Raw genomic sequence first — 19188 nt, 5'->3', positions numbered from 1 at the left:
GTGATGCGGCTCACCCGCCGCTCCGCGATCGCCTCCGCGCTGGCCCTGTCGGCCTGCGGCAAGGGCGCCCAGAGCCAGCCGGCCCTAGCGCCGATGCCGCCGCTCAAGAGCCTGACCCGCTTCCCCATCGGCTGCTGCGTGCAGGAACGCTGGCTGCAGGAGCCGGACTACGCCGACCTGCTGGCCGAGCAGTTCTCCCAACTCACCGCCGAGTGGGAGATGAAGATGGAATACATCCTGCGCGAGGATGGCGGCTTCCAGTTCGACCGCCCCGACAGCATCGCCCTGTTCGCCAAGGCGCGCGGCATGGCCCTGCACGGCCACACCCTGGTCTGGTACGCGGGCGAGCCCGAACCCTTCAAGCGTCTGGACGGCAAGGGCGCGGCCTTCGCCAACGCCTATCGCAACTACATCCTGGCGGTCGTCGGCCGCTACAAGGGCCAGGCTCGCAGCTGGGACGTAATCAACGAGCCGATCACCGACGACGGCGAGCACCTTCGCGAAAGCCTGTGGACCCGCAATCTCGGCGTCGACGACCACATCGTCCGCGCCCTGGAGCACGCCCGCGAGGCCGACCCGCAGGCGGTGCTGTTCATCAACGACTACCATCTCGAACTGAAGCCCAACAAACGCGCCACCTTCATGCGGATGGTCGAGCGGCTCCTCAAGCGCGGCGCGCCGCTGGGCGGCATCGGCACCCAGACCCATATCGACTACGACCTGCCTCAGGGCGCGGTCGGCGCGGCGCTGAAGGACCTCTCCAGCTTCGGCCTGCCGATCCACCTATCGGAGCTGGACATCTCGCTGGGCGATCGCTTCGTGCCGGCCATCCCGGGCGATCGCCCCAGGCGCCAGATCGCCAAATACACGGAAGTGGCCGAGGCCTTCATGGCCCTGCCCGAGCGCCAGCGCTTCGCCTTCACCGTCTGGGGCCTGCGCGACAGCGACACCTGGCTGCGCGGCCAGTCGGGCCAGCGCCCCACCGACCAGCCGCTCTTGTTCGACGCCGCCGGCCAGGCCAAGCCCACGGCCCGCGCCCTGGCCGACGTCTTCTCGCGCCGCGCTTAACGAAACACCGACATTTTGCCGCACATACTCCGGCGTCGAAGAGCGCTAGGGGAAGCGGTGGTCGCGAGCAAGCTTCGGACAATTGGGGGACTGAACGACTGGGCTCGGCCCGTCGCCCTGGTCTGCGCCTATGCGGCGGCCATGGCCTACAGCCTGTTCCTGGCCAGGACGCTGCACAACATGCCGACGCTGTGGACCGCCAACGCGGTCGCGATCGCGGCGCTGATGGTGCTGCCGCGTCGTCAGGCGATCGGCTTCCTGATCGCCACGGCGATCGTCCATATCGGAATGGAGCTGGCGCTGGGCATACCCTGGCGCTTCGTGGCCATCGTCTCGGTGCTGGATACGCCCCAGACCATCATCATCGCCGTGCTCATGCGGGCCATGGGCGTGCCGCCCAGGGTTCGCGATCCGCGCGGCCTGCTGCTGGTGATCGCCACCGCCTCGATCCTCAGCGCCATCGGCGCGACGCTGGTCAACGGCCTGCTGATGATGACCCGCGCGCGGCCGTTCTTCCATAACTGGAGCGAATGGACGGTCTCCAACGTCCTGGGCGGCGCCATCGCCTTGCCCGTCGTGCTGATCCTGATGGACCGCCGCCATCGCGAAGGCTTCAATATCCGCCCCCTCGAGAGCGTCGCCACCCAGTTCCTGGTGGTGGCGACCGCCGCCGTCATCTTCGCCGTCGACGTCGACTACCGCGTGATGCTGTTCGCGCCGGTGCTGCTGACCGCCTTCCGGGGCGGCCCCCGCGCCGTCGCCATCGCGGTGACCGGCTCGATGGCCGTCGCCATGCCCGCCGTGCTCTATCGCACCGGCCTCGACGTCAAGGTCGCCCTGGCGCCGCTGCGCCACGCGCTGGTCTTCCACATCGTGCTCTACGCCGTGGGCCTGGTCTCGGCCCTGGCGCTCAGCCGCCAGGCGCGGCTGCAGGCCCTGCTGGTGCGCCGCACCGCCGCCGCTCGCGCCGCCCAGGCGCGCGCCCAGGCCGCAAACCAGGCCAAGTCCGACTTCGTGGCCACCATCAGCCACGAGATCCGCACGCCGCTGAACAGCATCCTGGGCTTCGCCTCGCTGGTCGCGGACGATCCCACCCTGTCGGCCGAGAACCGCCGCCGCCTGGATCTGGTCAGCCGCGCCGGCCGCTCGCTGGCCGAGATCGTCGGCGACCTGCTGGACTTCGCCAAGGTCGAGGCCGGCCGCCTGGACCTGACCCTGACGCCCACCTCGCCGTCCGCCCTGCTGCGCGACGCCGTGGCCATCATCGCCCCCGAGGCCGCCGCCAAGGGCCTCTATCTGCGGACGGTCTTGGAGGGCGACGTCGACGCCCCCCTGGCCCTGGACGAGACCCGCCTGCGCCAGGTTCTGCTGAACCTGCTGGCCAACGCCCTGAAGTTCACCAGCGAGGGCGGCGTGGTCGCGCGCCTGACCGTCGGCCCCGCCGCCGGGACCTTACGCTTCGAGATCACCGACACCGGCATCGGCATCGCGCCCGAGGTGCAGGCCAAGCTCTTCCAGCGCTTCTCGCAAGGCGACAGCTCGATCAGCCGCAGCTATGGCGGCACGGGTCTTGGCCTGGCGATCAGCAAGGCCCTGATCAGCGCCATGGACGGCGAGATCGGCGTCGAGAGCCAGCTGGGCCAAGGCGCCTGCTTCTGGATCGCCCTGACCGCCCAGCCCGCCGCCGCGCCCGCTCCCGTCGCCCGTCCCGCGCCGGACGCGACGGCCGAGCGCGCCGCCCGTGTGCTGCTGGTCGACGACCACCCGATGAACCGCGAGCTGGGCATGGCCCTGCTGACCCTGGCCGGCTGCGAGGTGACCACGGCCGAGGACGGCGCCCAGGCGGTCGAGGCGGTGAAGACCGACGCCTTCGACCTCGTGCTGATGGACGTCCACATGCCGGGGATGGACGGCCTGACCGCCGCCCGCGCCATCCGCGCCCTGCCCGGCCCCGTCGCCGGCGTGCCGATCGTCGCGCTCAGCGCCGACGTCCTGCCCGAACAGATCGCCCGCTGCCGCGCCGCCGGCATGGACGGCCACGTCGCCAAGCCGATCCGCCGCGAGGAGCTGTACGCCGCCGTCGCCCGGGCGCTGGAGGGTCCGGCCGAGGCCCGAGGCGACACGGCGCACGCCTAAAGCCTGCTCCCCCCCTCTGGGGGAGGAGATTGCTCCAAACGAAAAACGCCCCGGTCTTGCGACCGGGGCGTCTTCGTTTTCGCACTGAGCCTAGACCTTACGAGTCCAGGAAGCTCCGCAGCTTGCGGCTCCGCGAGGGGTGCTTCAGCTTGCGCAGGGCCTTGGCTTCGATCTGGCGGATGCGTTCGCGGGTGACCGAGAACTGCTGGCCGACTTCTTCCAGGGTGTGGTCGGTGTTCATGCCGATGCCGAAGCGCATGCGCAGCACGCGCTCTTCCCGCGGGGTCAGCGAGGCCAGCACGCGGGTGGTGGTTTCCCGCAGGTTGCTCTGGATGGCCGCGTCGATCGGCAGGATGGCGTTCTTGTCCTCGATGAAGTCGCCCAGGTGGCTGTCTTCCTCGTCGCCGATCGGCGTTTCGAGCGAGATCGGCTCCTTGGCGATCTTCAGGACCTTGCGGACCTTTTCCAGCGGCATGGCCAGCTTTTCGGCCAGCTCTTCCGGGGTCGGCTCGCGGCCGATCTCGTGCAGCATCTGGCGGCTGGTGCGGACGATCTTGTTGATCGTCTCGATCATGTGCACCGGGATACGGATGGTCCGCGCCTGGTCGGCGATCGAGCGGGTGATCGCCTGACGGATCCACCAGGTGGCGTAGGTCGAGAACTTGTAGCCGCGACGATATTCGAACTTATCGACGGCCTTCATCAGGCCGATATTGCCTTCCTGGATCAGGTCCAGGAACTGCAGACCGCGGTTGGTGTACTTCTTGGCGATCGAGATCACGAGACGCAGGTTGGCCTCGACCATTTCCTTCTTGGCCTGACGGGCTTCGCGTTCGCCCTTCTGGACCGTCTGGACGATGCGGCGATAGTCGTCGATCGGCACGCCGGTTTCGGTGGCCAGGGCGGCGATCTCGCCACGGATGTCGGTGACCGAGGTCTGGTCGTTCTCGACGAACTTGGTCCAGCGCACGCCCATGCCCTTGACCTGATCCGACCAGTTCGGGTTCAGCTCCGAACCGAAATAGGCCTTCAGGAATTCGCCGCGGCTGATGCCGTAGCTGTCGGCCAGGCGCAGCAGGCGGCCTTCCAGACCGATCAGGCGCTTGTTGATCGCATACAGCTGCTCGACCAGCGCCTCGATGCGGTTGTTGTTCAGCTTCAGCGTCTTCAGGTGCTGGATGATCGTCTGCGACAGGCCTTCGTAAGCCTTACGATCGGCGTCGGTCAGGTCCTCGCCCTTCAGGCGGCTGCCGACCAGCTTGTCCTGCAGCTTGCGGAAGCTTTCGAACTCGCTGGCGATGGCGTCCAGGATGGCCATCACGCCTTCGCGCAGTTCGCCTTCCATGGCGCTGACGGTCGGACCGGCGCCATCGTCGAAATCATCGTCGTCGTCGCCTTCGCCCTCGGGCTTGGGTTCCGCGCCGGCTTCCTGGTCGACCGGCTCGGCCGGCTCGGCGTCGTCCTCTTCGGCGGCCGGCTGGGCGGCGACGCCGTTGATGGCGGCGTAGGTGCCTTCCAGGTCGATGACCTCACGCAGCAGGATGCGGCCCGTGCCCAGTTCCTCGCGCCACACCATGATGGCTTCGAAGGTCAGGGCGGACTCGCATAGGCCGCGGATCATGGTGTCGCGGCCGGCCTCGATGCGCTTGGCGATGGCGATTTCGCCTTCGCGCGACAGCAGCTCGACCGAACCCATCTCGCGCAGATACATGCGCACGGGGTCGTCGGTGCGGTCGTAGGCGGCCGGCTTGTCGCTGGTGATGACCGTGGTGTTCTCGTCGCGGGTGGCGACTTCGCCGCCTTCCGAGCCCTCGGCGTCCTCTTCGGCCTCGACCACGTTGACGCCCATCTCGCTCAGCATGGCGAGGGTGTCTTCGATGGCGTCGGGGCTGACTTCTTCCGACGGCAGCACCTTGTTCAGCTCGTCCATCGTGACGTAGCCGCGGGCTTTCGCCTGTTTGATGAACTTCTTTACGCCAGCATCGGTCAGGTCGAGCAGAGGACCGTCACCACCGGTGGCTTCGGGCGCTTCCGTCTCGGCCGAGGAATTGTTGCTCATCAAGCTCTCCGAAATCGACGCCGCCGTCGTGCAAGAGCGGCGCCGAAAAAATCCGTATCGAAAAGGAGTTACCGGTCCGGTCGCGCGCTTCTTGAGTCAGCGCTTTCCCAGAGATCACGTTCCCGTCAGAATTCGCCAAGCGCGCCCGGGTCCGCCATGTAGAAGCGCTCCGCGGGAGACCCGGCGGAGACCATACGGCGTGGGCGCGGCCTGACGTCTTCCCTGAAAGGGTCGACGACCGCTGGGGACCTGGGGCGGCGGCGAGGGTGACATCCTGTTTCGATGAGGGCGCGCGCTACGGCGGCCCGAGCGATGTCAATCAGCTGCTTGGCAAATCCTTGAGTCGGCATGTGGCTTTGGGTGACGCTGGTGTCAAGATGGTGACAGCAGGTTTCGGCGTCTGGGCGTCCAATTTCCGGATGCTTCACCCTGATATTTCAATTCATGGTAGAGAGCGCGCGATGGTTGGCCGCTCCCCCTGACTCCGCTTCCCCGGGGAAAGCCGGGGCCCAGATACATCCGGAGCGGTTTGGGTGGGCGCGCCTACGACCTTGCCCAAGACCCAGAAGCTAGCGGGTTCGATCTGGGCCCCGGCTTTCGCCGGGGAGACGGAGGTGAGGCTTGGATCGGGGCAGGAAGGCTAGTGCAGAACCAGCGAGACCTGCTCCGGATCGGTCCAGCCGCCGCTGTCGATCAGGCGCTTGACCGCGTCGCGCTCGGTCTTCAGGCGCAGCAGGGTCTGGAAGTCGCTCTCGTCGGCGAGATCGGTCTTGGCGTCGTCGACGGCGCGTTCCAGGGCGGTGAGGCGGATCAGCAGGTCGAAGGCCTGCGACCACAGGGCGCGGATGGCCTCTTCCGGATTCTGGGCGGCGCTGTGGGCCACGTCCAGGGCCTTCACCCCGGCGGCGGAGCGTTCCAGCAACGCCAGCGTCCCGGCGTCATAGCCGACCGAGGCCAGGCGGCCGCGCAGCATGGCGGTCTCGATGTGGTCGGCCTCCATGCGCAGATTGACCAGCTCGTGGGCGATACCGTCCAGGCGCTCGTCGCCCAGGCCCTGGTTCATCAAGACCTCGATGCGGTCGTCGACGACCTTGGGGTCGCGGATGGCGGCGATCAGCAGGGCGGCCGAGAACGGCTTGGGAGCGTACTGCAAAGCCTGGGCGGCCGCGCGGCCCTCGGCCGTGGAGCCCTCGATGCGGGGCTTGCCGCCGCGCCAGGGCGTGTTCTCGCGGCGCGGGCGCGGCGCCCACTGCCCGTCGCCGCCGCCTCCACCGCCGCCGGTGTTCGGCTTGGCCCGCCGCGCGGCCCGCATCTCGTCGAGACGGTCCAGCAGCTCCTCTTTATAGGCGTGGGCCAGGTCCTTGTCGGCGATGGTCGCCGCCAGGGTGCGCAGGCGGACCTTCAGGTTGGTGCGCTGCTCGGGGGTGTCGAAAGGCTCGACCGCCTTCTCGCGCTCGAACAGGGCCTCGACGAAGGGCTTGGTGTCGGAAAGCTGGGCCTTCAGCGCCGCCGGCCCCTGCTCGCGCAGCACGTCGTCGGGGTCCTTGCCGCCGACCGGCATTGAGAACAGGAACGAGCGGCCAGGCTTCAGCAACGGCAGAGCGCGGTCGATGGCGCGGTCGGCGGCGCGCTGGCCGGCCTTGTCGCCGTCGAAGCACAGGGTCGGGGTCGGATGCAGGCGCCACAGGGCCTCCATCTGCTCCTCGGTCAGGGCCGTGCCCATGGCCGCCACGGCCGGCACGCCCGCGCGCTGGCAGGCGATGACGTCCATATAGCCCTCGACCACCACCATCGGCGGCCTGTTGCCTTCAAACTGGCCGCCGCCGCTCTGGCCGTCGTGCAGGATCTTGCGGGCCTCGAACAGGCCGTACAGCACCCGCCCCTTGTGGAAGAGCCCGGTCTCCGGACCGTTCAGATATTTGGCGCGAGCATTGGGATCCATGGCCCGGCCCCCGAACGACACCACCTTCCCCCGGCTGTCGGTGATCGGGAAGATGATCCGGTCGCGGAAGCGGTCATAGGGCTGGCCGCCGTCCTCGGGCGAGATCAGCACGCCGGCGTCGACCAGATCTCCCGGCTTGGCGCCCTTGGCGACGAGGTAGTCCTTCAGACCCGTGCGGTTGTTGGGCGCGAAGCCGATGCGGAAGCGGCTCCACTCCTTCTCGGGCAGGCCGCGCTTTTCGAGATAGGCGCGCGCGGTCTGGCCGATGGGCCGGCGCAGCTCGGCCTCGAACCAGGCGGTGGCCAGCTCCATCCAGTCGCCCAGGGACGAGCGCTTCTGCTCCTCGCGGGCCGCGTGCGGATCGACGGCGGGCAGGCTCATGCCGGCCTCGGCCGCCAGCCGCTCCACCGCCTCGGCGAAGGTCAGCCGCTCGGTTTCCTGCAGGAAGCTGATGATGTCGCCATGCTTGCCGCTGGAGAAGCAGTGATAGAAGCCCTTCTCGTCGTTGACGAAGAACGACGGGCTCTTCTCCTTGGTGAACGGCGACAGCCCCGCATACTCACGACCCTGCCGGCGCAGCTTCACCGACTTGCCGACGACGTCGGACGGGCGAAGGCGGGACTTCAGTTCTTCGAGGAAGCGGTCGTCGAAACGCATTGAGCTGGGAGGTACTTCACGGGCTTGAACCCGACACCTTATCTGGCGAGCCGTCTCGTCAGAACCGGACGTGGGCGACCGTCCCAAGCCATATGGCGAGTCCCTCACAAGTTACCCACAGATTAACCGATCGGAGCTCGGCATTAGGAACACCGACTCCGCCCTCTCCGTTCTGACAGCTGGGGCGCCTCGACGCGCCCGCCGCTTCCAGACACGCCACGGAGAAGACCCATGCCCCAGAGATGGAATGACCGCGAAGGTCGCTTCGATGTCGAGGCCGACGGCGATTTCGACCGCGATCGCGGCGGCTACGGCTACGACCACGCACCGCGCCGCGATCGGCCCCAGGACCCCGCCTATCGCACCGAAGGCCCGCCGCGCGGCCCGCGCCGTCATGGCGGCGAGTTCCTGCGCGCGACGCAAGCCGGCGGTGACATCGGCTATGGCGGCAGCCGCTCGGGCGCGAATTACGGTGGCGGCGGCTATCGTGCGCCCGGCGATTATGGCCGCGTCGGCGGCCACGACTTCGGCGGCGCGACCGGCGACTATGGCTCCAGCGGCTATTCCAGCCGCACGGCCGACTATGGCGACGAGCGCTATTTCGACCACGGCCATGACCGCGATCGCGGCCGGTATGACTATGCCTATGGCGATCCGAGCCTGGATCGCGGCTATCGCAACGTCCGCCCGCGAGACGGGCAGCGGCCTTCGCATCAAGAGGAACGCACCTGGTTCGACCGGGCCCGTGACGAGGTCTCCTCGTGGATGGGCGACCACGACGCCCTGCACCGCCGTGAAGCTGACGGCGCCCATCGCGGGCGAGGACCCAAGGGCTATCGCCGCTCGGACGATCGCATCCGCGAGGATGTCAGCGACCGCCTGACCGACGACAGCTGGCTGGACGCCAACGGTATCGAGGTGGCGGTCTCCGACGCCGATGTGACGCTGACCGGCACGGTCCGCTCGCGCGAGGACAAGAAGCGCGCCGAGGCGCTGGCAGAGAGCGTTTCGGGCGTCGACAACGTCCAGAACAACCTGCGGATCGACCGCGGAACGGACGCCACCACGGCGACCACGGTTCCGCTCTCGCCGCTGGGCTAGACACGAGGAAGCTCCGCCCGCCACTGGCGGGCGGAGCGCCTTTTTGCGTTACCCGTCCGACGCTTAGTTTCAGCGTCGAAACGCAAAATCGGCCGCATACCCACGTTCTTGCCCTGTCGGCCAACTTGGCCTCGACAAGCGGAGGTTAACGCCACAAACATCCCGGCTTCTCGTCGCGGGAGCACGCCCGCGCGCCGCATTGGGGTGTTTCGTGAAAGCGCTGTTCTTCTCGGTCTCCGTCCTGACCCTGGCCGCCACGGGCGCCATGGCTCAGAGCCTGCCCCTGCCGGAATCGGCGCCGCCCACCCCGCCGATCGAGGCCCCGCGTGACGTCCCCTACGCCGCCGGCACGGTGAAGGTCGCGGTGGACGCCACCGATATCGACCGCAAGATCTGGAACGTCACCACGACCATGCCGGTCAGCAAGGCCGGCGACTTCGTGTTCCTGTATCCGCAGTGGGTCCCGGGCGGCCACTCGCCGCGCAACGACCTGGACAAGCTGGCGGGCCTGGTGGTCACCGCCAACGGCAAGCGCATCCCCTGGACCCGTGACGTGGTCAGCGTCCACGCCTTCCACGTCGATGTCCCGGCCGGCGTCACCGAGCTTTCGATCAGCTACCAGTTCCTGACCGCCGTCGAAGGCAAGGTCGGCCGCATCGAGGTCACGCCCGAGATGCTGAACCTGCAGTGGCTGCAGGTGACCATGTACCCGGCCGGCTACTACACCCGCCAGATCCCGGTCGAGGCCAGCGTCAAGCTGCCCGAGGGCTGGAAGTTCGCCACCGCGCTGGAGACGGCCAAGACCGACGGCCAGACCACGACCTTCAAGCCGACCAATGTCGAGGTGCTGGTCGACTCGCCGATGATGGCCGGCAAGTACTTCAAGTCGATCGAGCTGGACCCGACGGGCCCGGCTCCCGTGCGCCTGAACCTGATCGCCGACCGGCCCGAGAACCTCGAGGCCAAGCCCGAGCAGATCCAGATCCACAAGGACCTTGTCCAGCAGGCCTACAAGCTCTACGGCTCGCACCACTACGACCACTACGACTTCCTGGTGGCGATGTCGGACAATCTCGGCGGCATCGGCCTGGAGCACCACCGCTCCAGCGAAAACCGCGTCGCCCCGAAGTATTTCAACGAGTGGGACAAGCAGTTCGTCGGCCGCGACCTGCTCAGCCACGAATACACCCACTCGTGGAACGGCAAGTTCCGCCGCGCCGCCGACCTGTGGACCCCGAACCTGAACGTGCCGATGCGCGACAGCATGATGTGGGTCTATGAGGGCCAGACCCAGTACTGGGGCAACGTCCTGGCCGCCCGCTCGGGCCTCCTGACCAAGCAGCAGGCGATGGACAGCCTGGCCGCCACCGCCGCGGCCTACGACAACCGTCGCGGCCGCGACTGGCGTCCGGTGCAGGACACCACCAACGACCCGATCATCGCCAGCCGCAAGCCGCTGTCGTGGCTGTCGTGGCAGCGCAGCGAGGACTACTATTCCGAAGGCCTGCTGGTCTGGCTCGACGCCGACACGCTGATCCGCGAGAAGACCGGCGGCAAGAAGTCGCTGGACGACTTCGCCAAGGCCTTCTTCGGCGTCGACAACGGCGCATACAACGAGAAGACCTACACGTTCGACGACGTGGTCAGCACGCTGAACGGCGTCTACGCCTATGACTGGGCCAGCTTCCTCAAGACCCGCATCCAGGAGGTCCAGGAAAAGGGTCCCCTCGATGGCTTCGAGCGTGGCGGCTACAAGGTCGTCTACACCGACACGCCCACCGAGTTCTCCAAGTCGTCCGAGACCAAGGCCAAGAACGTCCCGCTCAGCTACTCGCTGGGCCTGACGGTGGGCTCGGACGGCGTGATCAGCGACGTGCAGTGGGGCGGCCCGGCGTTCAAGGCCGGCCTGACCCAAGGTCTCACGGTGGTTGCCGTCAACGGCGAGCAGTTCGACGGCGACAAGCTGAAGAGCGCGGTCAAGGCGGCGATGAAGCCGGAGAACCCGCTGGTCGAGCTGCTGATCAAGGACGGCGGCCGCTACAAGATGGTCAAGATCGACTATCGGGGCGGCCTGCGCTACCCGCGCCTGGAGCGGATCGCCGGTACGCCGGACCGCCTGGGCGACATCCTGACGCCGCGAAAGTAGTTAACGGAACTCGTCGCCAGGTTGCGAACCGTTCGCGGCCTGCGACGATTTGGGGAGGGGCGGGAAGCCGACATAGGTGTCATCTTCCCCCTCGTTCAATCCCTCTGAACGCGTACCGAAAAGGGCCCGCCCCCTCTCCCAAGCGGGCCCTTTTTTGCGTCTGGAGCGCGCCTGGATCGGGCTACCCCATTTTTTCTCCCGGACATTGACGGTCGTGTGACGGCGAGAGAACGATGCGACCCGCCGGGCGCGGGGGCTTCGGCGTTTTCAGTTCAGGGATCGCCATGCTCGACCGTCGCCAGATCATGATGGGAGCGGCCGCGACCGCCCTCGCCACCGCCCTTCCCGCCGCGGCGGCTCCGAAGGACGACCTCTACAAGCTGTTCGACGCCTTCTTCGACGAAGACCTGAGCGACAGCCCCGAGCAGGCCACGAACCTGGGCCTCGACATCGGCAAGCACGCCGATGCGCGTTCGAAGCTCTCCGACCGTTCGCTGGCCGCCTGGAAGCGCGATCGCGCCGAGCCGGCCCAGCGCATCGCTCGCCTGAAGAAGATCGACCGCAAGGCCCTGACCGGCGAGGACGCGATCAACTACGACACCGCGCTCTTCAACTACGAGGCCCGCGAAGGCACGTCGAAGTTCGACTACGGCGGCGGCTCGCGGCCGTTCGTGCTGACCCAGTACTACGGGGCCTATATCTCGACGCCCAACTTCCTGGACAGCAAGCACAAGATCGAGAACGCCGCCGACGCCGACAACTACATCGCCCGCATGAAGGCCTTCGCCGTCGTGCTGGACCAGGAAACCGAGCGCGCCAGCGGCGACGCGGCCAAGGGCGTGATCCCGTCGGACTTCATGGTCGACAAGGCCATCGCCCAGCTGCAGCAGTTCCGCGCCATCCCGGTCGAGCAGAACGTCATGGTCGCCTCGGCCGCCCGCCGCGCCAAGCAGTACGGCGACTACGACGTCCAGGCCGCCAAGGTGCTGACCGGCGAGATCCAACCGGCCCTGGACCGCCAGATCGCCGCCCTGCAGGCCATGCGTCCCAAGGCCGTGCACGACGCCGGCATCGGCCGCCTGAAGGACGGCGACGCCTATTACGCCGCCCTGCTGAAGGTCTACACCACCACCAACAAGACCCCCGACGAGGTCCACCGCCTGGGCCTGGACGAAGGCGCCGAAATCCAGGCGCGGATGGACGAGATCCTCAAGAAGCGCGGCCTGACCGAAGGCACGGTCGGCGCCCGCATGGCCGCCCTGGGCAAGCAACCCGACCAGGTGTTCCCCAACACCGACGAAGGCCGCGCCCAGATCCTGGACTATTGCCGCGGGCGCCTCGCCAAGCTCCAGCCCGAGCTGCCCAAGTGGTTCAATCTGATGCCCCAGATCCCGGTCGAGGTCCGCCGCGTGCCGACCTATACCGAGGCCGGTTCGTCGGGCGCCTATTACGAGCGCCCGGCCCTGGACGGCTCGCGCCCCGGCGCGGTCTATATCAACCTCAAGGACACGGCCGAGTGGCCGCGCCTGTCGCTGGCCACCCTGATCCATCACGAGGGCGCGCCGGGCCACCACTTCCAGCTGGCTCTCGTCGCCCAGAGCGACCTGCCCAAGCTGCGCCAGAACATGGGCTTCTCGGCCAATACCGAGGGCTGGGCGCTGTATGCCGAGCAGCTGGCCATGGAGATCGGCATGTACGAGGGCGACGACCTCAGCCTGCTGGGCATGTACCAGGCCCGCCTGTTCCGCGCCTCGCGCTGCGTGGTCGACACCGGCATCCACGCCAAGGGCTGGAGCCGCGAGAAGGCCATCGCCTACATGGTCGAGACCGGCGGCGACTCCGTGGGCAAGATCTCCCGCGAGGTCGAACGCTACTGCGCCAACCCCGGCCAGGCGTGCTCGTACAAGGTCGGCCACACGGTCTGGGCGGCCGCGCGCGAGCGGGCCAGGAAGCGCCTGGGCGCCAAGTTCGACATCAAGCGCTTCCACGACACCGCGCTGATGGTCGGCCCCGCGCCGCTGACGGTGCTGGAAGGCGTCATCGACCGCTGGCAGGGGTAGGAACGCGCAATAGCGGCGACAGCATCGGTTGGGTTGAGTAGGCTCCGTGCAGGAGACCAGATCATGCTCACCCGCCGTATGCTGCTCGCCGCCGGCCTGGCCGCGACCGCGCCGTTCCCAAGTGCGGCCGCGCCGACGATCGCCGTCCCCGAGATCGACAGCCTGGCGCTGACCTTGTTGGCCGACAGCACGGTCTCCAGCTTCGCCACGCCCGTCGAGCGGCCCGGCCTGAAGATCCTGCCGCCGGAGCGCGCGGCGTCGTCCTACCGCCTGACCTTGCGTGGCGAGTGGGGCTATTCGGTGCTGGCGGACGCCGTCGGCGCCGGCGCCCGCCACCGGGTGCTGATCGACTTCGGCTACACGCCTGAAACGCTGGCCTCGAACATGGCGCTGTTAGGCGTCGATCCCGCCAGCATCGACGCCATGGTGCTCAGCCACGGCCATTACGATCACTTCGGCGGTCTGGCCGCCGTCGTCGGTCGGGTCAAACGCGGAACCCCGCTCTATGTCGGCGGCGAGGAAGCCTTCTGCGCCCGGCTGCGCGGCGTCTCGCCCGAGGGCCCCAGCTTCGGACAGTTGGAGAAGGCCGACCTGGTCGCGGCGGGCATCGACCTGCGCGTGGCCGCCGCGCCGCACGAGGTGGCCGGGATCGGCTTCACTACCGGCCGCATCCCGTTCGTCTCGCCCGAGAAGCCCAAGGTGCCGACCGCCATGCTGCCCGGCCAGGGCTGCCGTCGCGCCGAGCTCGACGCCGACCGGCGCGACCTGGATTTCTTCGTCGACGACGCCGTCCACGAACTGGGCACGGCCTTCCATCTGAAGGGCAAGGGTCTGGTCGTGATCGGCTCGTGCAGCCACCGGGGAATCCTCAACACCGTGCGCGCCGCCCAGGCCGTCTCGGGCGTCGACAAGATCCACGCCATCATGGGCGGCTTACACCTGGTGCCGCCCCAGACGCCGCAACAGGCGCTTCAGACCCTGGCGCTGATGCAGGCGCTCAAGCCGGACTACATCCTGCCCGGCCACTGCACGGGCGAAGCGTTCATCGCGCCCGCCATCGCCCAGATGCCGGATCAGGTGTTCCGCACCGTCGTCGGCAGCCGCGTCCTGTTCGGATAATGAGACCGGTACGTCCGAGAGCCGCCAGCCTTTGCGCACCTATCGGCGTCCACGGCCGTCATCCGCCGTCTATTCCGCGCGAGCCTTGCAGCCCTCTCGTTCGCCGCGCCCGCCTTGGCCGCCGACAAGAAACGGTGCTGGAAGTCCGGCTGGCGGGGCTGAGGCTCACCGCTCAGGCGCCTAGCCCGTCGGCGGCTCGCCCTCCGTCGGGACAGGCGCCTCGCCGGCCTCGTCCTCTCCGGGCTGGAAGTCCGGCAGCGGCGTGGGGTTCTCGATGCGGGCGCGGATCTCCGGATCCTTCAGCAGCGCCACGCGCATCACCTCGCGGGCGCGCGGCGCGGCGGCGCTGGAGCCGAACAGGCCGCCGTGCTCGACCAGCACCGACATCGCGTAGCGCGGGTTGTCGTAGGGCGCGAAGGCGATGAACAGGTTGTGGTCCTTCAGCCGCCAGGGGATGCCCTGGTTGCTGCGCGAGCCGGTCTGGGAATACTGACGCACCTGGGCCGTGCCGGTCTTGCCCGCCATCAGCACGTCGCCGAGACCTAACTGGCTCTGCTTGTAGGCGCCGCCGGTCGGATCGTTGGCCACCGCCGCCATGCCTTCGCGCACGATCGCCAGATGCTCGGCCGGAATGGGCAGGTCCGCCACCGCGTCGCCGTGCGGCTGGTCGACCCCGCCGATCGACTTGACCAGGCGCGGGTTCAGCGCCCGCTTGCCGTTGGCCAGGCGCGCGCACATCACCGCCAGCTGCAGCGCATTGACGTTGATATAGCCCTGGCCGATCCCGTAGGGCACGGAGTCGCCGGGGTGCCAGGTCGGGTCCTTCTTGAAGGCCTTCTTCTTCCACTCGCGCGAACCGACCAGGCCCTTGCGCTGGCCAGGGATGCCGAGATCGAAGGTCTGGCCGAACCCCATGGCGGTGGCCGTGGTGTGGATCGGGTCGGGCCCGATGCGCAGCGCCATCTGGTAGAAATAGACGTCGCACGAGTTCTTGATGGCGTCGTGCATGGTCTGCGAACCGTGGCCGCCCTTCTTGTGGCAGTGCCAGGTACGGCCGCCGAAGTACCAGCCGCCGGAGCAGACGACCCGCTCGGCCGGATTGATCCCCGCGCTCAGCGCCGCCAGCGCCACGGTCGGCTTGAAGGTCGAGCCGGGCGGGTAGACGCCGGTCATGGTCTTGTCGAGCAGCGGCTTGCGCTCGTACTGGGCCAGGGCCCGGTACTCCGCGCCCGACAGGCCCTTCACCAGGCTGTTGGCGTCGAAGCTGGGCGCCGAGGCCATGCACAGCAGGTCGCCCGTCCGGCAATCGACCATGACGATCGCGCCGCTCTCCTCGCCCATCACTTCCAGGGCCTTGTTCTGGATATCGGCATCCAGGGTGAGGCGGATCTCCTTGCCGGCCGTCGCGGCGACGTCGCCGGCCGGGTCCAGGCGCACGACGCGGCCTTGCGCATCGACCTCGGCCTTGGTGGCGCCGGCGCGGCCGCGCAGGGCCTGGTCGAAGGCCTTCTCGACGCCCTGCTTGCCGATCCGGAAGCCGGGATTGTGCAGCAGCACCTGGTCTTGCGTGCTGTCGCCCTCGGCGGCCTTCAGGTCGCGATCCGAGGCCTTGGCGACATAGCCGATGACGTGGGCGAAGGCCCCGCCGAACGGATAGACCCGCACCTCACCCATGTCGGCGGTGACGCTGGGCAGCTCCGGCTCGCGGATGTTGATCCGCGAGAACTCCTCCCAGGAAAGGTCCTCCATCACCACGACGGGCGCCTTGCGGGGCGCGCGGGCCAGCTCCTTCAGCACGCGCGCGCGGCGCGCTTCGTCGATCGGGACCAGCTTCTGGAGATCGGTCACCACCGCTTCGGCGTCCAGGTCCTTGTCCTTGGTGATCATCAGCCGGAAATTCGGCCGATTGGACGCCAGCGACACGCCGTTGCGATCCAGGATCAGGCCGCGCGGCGGCGGCGTCAGGCGGTAGTTGAACTGGTTGCCGGCCGACAGCTTCTGATAGCGCTGGGCCTCGACCAGCTGCAGTTGAGCCAGGCGTCCGCCCAGGGCCAGCAGACCCGCGCCCGTCAGGCCGCCCAGCAGGAATGCCCGCCGGTGGAACGCCCCCTGGCGCTCATTGACCTCGAAGAAAAAGATGGAGGGTTCGCTCATGCCGACTCAACCAAACCGTGTCGCGAAGACATCACGCCGCTGGGGCCCGTCAAGGCGCTTTTCACGGCTTTCGGAGCCTTTATGGAAAGGCCCTTTCACAAGTCCGGGATCGGCCGAAACGGCGCCTCTTTTGTTGCAAAATGAGACCGGTACCATTTCCCGCTTGAGTGGTCAGACAACCGCCCCCATAGTGCCATGACGAAGGCGGCCCCAGAGCCGCCGGCCATTGCGCTACCTCGGGGAGCCCAGGATGACCACGACCCTCACCCGCCGTTTGTTCGGCGCGAGTATCGCCGCCCTCTCGTTCGCCGCCGCGCCGGCCATGGCCGCGCCCAAGAAGGCGAAAGGCGACCAGCCGCTCTACAAGGACGCCGCCCAGCCGGTCGACGCCCGGGTCAAGGACCTGCTGGGCCGCATGACCCTGGAGGAGAAGGCCGCTCAGCTGATCGGCATCTGGCTGACCAAGAACAAGATCCAGACCGTCGAAGGCGAGTTCTCGCCGGAAGAGGCCAGCAAGAACTTCCCCAACGGTCTGGGTCAGATCTCGCGCCCGACCGACCGCAAGGGCCTGAAGGCCGCCGCGGTGGTCGACGCCGCCGCCGGGGCCGATGACGGCTCGGTCGGCCGCAACGCCGCCCAGACCGCGCGCTACACCAACGCCGCCCAGAAGTGGGCTGTCGAGAAGACCCGCCTGGGCATCCCGCTCTTGATGCACGACGAGGCCCTGCACGGCTATGTCGCCCGCGACGCGACCAGCTTCCCGCAGGCGATTGGCCTCGCCTCGACCTTCGATCCCGAGCTGGCCGAGAAGATCTTCTCGGTGGCCGCCCGCGAGATGCGCGCCCGGGGCTCGAACATGGCGCTGGCGCCCGTCGTCGACGTGGCCCGCGACCCGCGCTGGGGCCGCATCGAGGAGACCTATGGCGAAGACCCGCACGTCTGCGCCGAGATGGGCCTGGCCGCGATCCGGGGCTTCCAGGGCGCGACCCTGCCGCTGGCCAAGGACAAGGTCTTCGCCACCCTCAAGCACATGACCGGCCACGGCCAGCCCGAGAACGGCACCAATGTCGGCCCGGCCCAGATCGCCGAGCGCACCCTGCGCGAGAACTTCTTCCCGCCGTTCGAACGCGCGGTGAAGGAGCTGCCGGTGCGCTCGGTCATGCCGTCGTACAACGAGATCGACGGGGTTCCCTCGCACGCCAACCACTGGCTGCTGACCAAGATCCTGCGCGAGGAGTGGGGCTACAAGGGCTCGGTCCAGTCGGACTATTTCGCGATCAAGGAGCTGATCGCCCGCCACAAGCTGACCACCGATCTTGGCCAGACGGCCGTGATGGCGATGCACGCCGGCGTCGATGTCGAGCTGCCCGACGGCGAGGCCTACGCCCTGATCCCGGAGCTGGTGAAGGCCGGCCGCATCCCGCAGTTCGAGGTCGACGCCGCCGTCGCCCGCGTGCTGACCATGAAGTTCGAGGGCGGCTTCTTCGAGAACCCCTACTGCGACGAGAAGACCGCCGACGCCAAGACCGCCACGCCGGACGCCGTCGCCCTGGCCCGCGAGGCCGCCCGCAAGGCCGTCGTGCTGCTGAAGAACGACAAGGGTCTGCTGCCGCTGAACGGCAAGGGCTTCAAGCGCCTGGCCCTGCTGGGGACCCACGCCAAGGACACCCCGATCGGCGGCTATTCGGACACCCCGCGCCACGTGGTCTCGATCCATGAGGGCCTGACCGCCGAGGCCAAGGCCCAGGGCTTCACGCTCGACTACGCCGAGGCCGTGCGGATCACCGAAAAGCGCATCTGGGCCGCCGACGAGGTCAAGCTGGTCGACCCTGCCGTCAACGCGAAACTCATCGCGGAAGCCGTCGAGGTCGCCAAGAACGCCGACGTCATCGTCATGGTGCTGGGCGACAACGAGCAGACCAGCCGCGAGGCCTGGGCCGACAACCACCTGGGCGACCGCGACAGCCTGGACCTGATCGGCCAGCAGAACGATCTCGCCAAGGCGATCTTTGACCTGGGCAAGCCGACCGTGGTGTTCCTGCTGAACGGCCGCCCGCTGTCGATCAACCTGCTGGCCCTGCGCGCCGACGCCATCATCGAGGGCTGGTACCTGGGCGAGCAGACCGGCTTCGCGGCCGCCGACATCCTGTTCGGCCGCGCCAATCCGGGCGGCAAGCTGCCGGTCAGCATCGCCCGCGACGTCGGCCAGCTGCCGATCTACTACAACCGCAAGCCCACGGCCCGCCGCGGCTACCTGCTGGGCGATACGAGCCCGCTGTACCCGTTCGGCTTCGGCCTCTCGTACACCACCTTCGACATCTCGGCCCCGCGCCTGGCGAAAGCGAAGATTGGGCAGGGCGAAAGCGTCAAGGTCGAGATCGACGTGGCCAACACCGGCAAGGTCGCCGGCGACGAAGTGGTGCAGCTCTATGTCCACGACGAGCAGGCCTCGGTCACCCGGCCGGTGCTGGAGCTGAAGCACTTCAAGCGCGTGACCCTGGCGGCGGGGGCCAAGACGACGGTGACCTTCGAGATCAAGCCGTCGGACCTGTGGATGTGGAACCTCGACATGCAGCGGGTCGTGGAGCCGGGGGATTTCTCGATCCTGGTCGGGCCGAACTCGGTGGATCTGAAGAAGACGACGCTGACGGTGGCCTAGTTGGAATCTGCTCCCCCTCTGGGGGAGCTGTCGCGGAGCGACTGAGGGGGCTAATGCGGCGTAGGCCGAGCTGCCCCCTCCGTGCGG

The 19188-nt window shown here is 68.2% G+C and carries 10 protein-coding genes; 7 read left to right on the top strand and 3 right to left on the bottom strand.

Annotated elements, in window-relative coordinates; all coding sequences use genetic code 11:
- Positions 1-3 precede the first annotated feature (3 nt).
- Positions 4-1068, top strand: a complete 1065-nt coding sequence (locus AC07YH_RS22995; protein WP_494749236.1) for an endo-1,4-beta-xylanase — start codon at positions 4-6, stop codon at positions 1066-1068.
- A gap of 57 nt (positions 1069-1125) precedes the next feature.
- Positions 1126-3204 (top strand): hybrid sensor histidine kinase/response regulator, encoded by a 2079-nt coding sequence (locus AC07YH_RS22990; protein WP_494749235.1) that lies wholly within the window; start codon positions 1126-1128, stop codon positions 3202-3204.
- A 97-nt stretch (positions 3205-3301) separates the two neighbouring features.
- Here AC07YH_RS22990 and rpoD read toward each other — a convergent pair whose 3' ends face one another.
- Both rpoD and dnaG read right to left on the bottom strand, forming a co-directional pair.
- Positions 3302-5263, bottom strand: a complete 1962-nt coding sequence (gene rpoD / locus AC07YH_RS22985; protein WP_494749234.1) for an RNA polymerase sigma factor RpoD — start codon at positions 5261-5263, stop codon at positions 3302-3304.
- 640 nt (positions 5264-5903) lie between these two features.
- On the bottom strand, positions 5904-7862 hold the full coding sequence (dnaG, locus tag AC07YH_RS22980) for a DNA primase (RefSeq protein WP_494749233.1): 1959 nt from the start codon (positions 7860-7862) through the stop codon (positions 5904-5906).
- Between the two features lie 231 nt (positions 7863-8093).
- On the opposite strand from dnaG, the gene AC07YH_RS22975 reads away from it, so the two are divergent.
- The 4 genes from AC07YH_RS22975 (at position 8094) to AC07YH_RS22960 (ending at position 14288) form a co-directional block, all read left to right on the top strand.
- Positions 8094-8963, top strand: coding sequence for a BON domain-containing protein (locus AC07YH_RS22975; RefSeq protein WP_494749232.1), 870 nt, complete (start codon positions 8094-8096; stop codon positions 8961-8963).
- Between the two features lie 199 nt (positions 8964-9162).
- The gene (locus tag AC07YH_RS22970) at positions 9163-11109 is read left to right on the top strand and encodes a M61 family metallopeptidase (protein ID WP_494749231.1); all 1947 of its coding nucleotides are present in this window, start codon (positions 9163-9165) and stop codon (positions 11107-11109) included.
- A 278-nt stretch (positions 11110-11387) separates the two neighbouring features.
- Positions 11388-13169, top strand: a complete 1782-nt coding sequence (locus AC07YH_RS22965) for a DUF885 domain-containing protein (protein WP_494749273.1) — start codon at positions 11388-11390, stop codon at positions 13167-13169.
- Between the two features lie 63 nt (positions 13170-13232).
- Positions 13233-14288 carry an MBL fold metallo-hydrolase gene (locus AC07YH_RS22960; RefSeq protein ID WP_494749230.1) on the top strand — a complete coding sequence of 352 codons (1056 nt, stop codon included), beginning with the start codon at positions 13233-13235 and terminating at the stop codon, positions 14286-14288.
- A 180-nt stretch (positions 14289-14468) separates the two neighbouring features.
- Here the strand turns inward: AC07YH_RS22960 and mrdA are convergent, their stop codons facing one another.
- The gene (gene mrdA, locus AC07YH_RS22955; protein ID WP_494749229.1) at positions 14469-16442 is read right to left on the bottom strand and encodes a penicillin-binding protein 2; all 1974 of its coding nucleotides are present in this window, start codon (positions 16440-16442) and stop codon (positions 14469-14471) included.
- Between the two features lie 250 nt (positions 16443-16692).
- Here mrdA and AC07YH_RS22950 point away from each other — a divergent pair, with 250 nt between their 5' ends.
- Positions 16693-19101 carry a glycoside hydrolase family 3 N-terminal domain-containing protein gene (locus tag AC07YH_RS22950; RefSeq protein ID WP_494749228.1) on the top strand — a complete coding sequence of 803 codons (2409 nt, stop codon included), beginning with the start codon at positions 16693-16695 and terminating at the stop codon, positions 19099-19101.
- Positions 19102-19188: the final 87 nt, after the last annotated feature.

This window comes from Caulobacter sp. GW456-12-1-14-TSB4 (assembly GCF_059424195.1).
The sequence above is the reverse complement of the archived record's forward strand: the minus strand, read 5'-3'. Positions and strand labels throughout refer to the sequence as shown.

What these genes read in the sequence shown, in the direction of transcription:
- mrdA (WP_494749229.1), bottom strand. Translation starts at nt 16,442, where the DNA reads ATGAGCGAACCCTCCATCTTTTTCTTCGAGGTCAATGAGCGCCAGGGG.
- AC07YH_RS22950 (WP_494749228.1), top strand. Translation starts at nt 16,693, where the DNA reads ATGACCACGACCCTCACCCGCCGTTTGTTCGGCGCGAGTATCGCCGCC.
- AC07YH_RS22960 (WP_494749230.1), top strand. Translation starts at nt 13,233, where the DNA reads ATGCTCACCCGCCGTATGCTGCTCGCCGCCGGCCTGGCCGCGACCGCG.
- AC07YH_RS22995 (WP_494749236.1), top strand. Translation starts at nt 4, where the DNA reads ATGCGGCTCACCCGCCGCTCCGCGATCGCCTCCGCGCTGGCCCTGTCG.
- rpoD (WP_494749234.1), bottom strand. Translation starts at nt 5,263, where the DNA reads ATGAGCAACAATTCCTCGGCCGAGACGGAAGCGCCCGAAGCCACCGGT.
- AC07YH_RS22975 (WP_494749232.1), top strand. Translation starts at nt 8,094, where the DNA reads ATGCCCCAGAGATGGAATGACCGCGAAGGTCGCTTCGATGTCGAGGCC.
- dnaG (WP_494749233.1), bottom strand. Translation starts at nt 7,862, where the DNA reads ATGCGTTTCGACGACCGCTTCCTCGAAGAACTGAAGTCCCGCCTTCGC.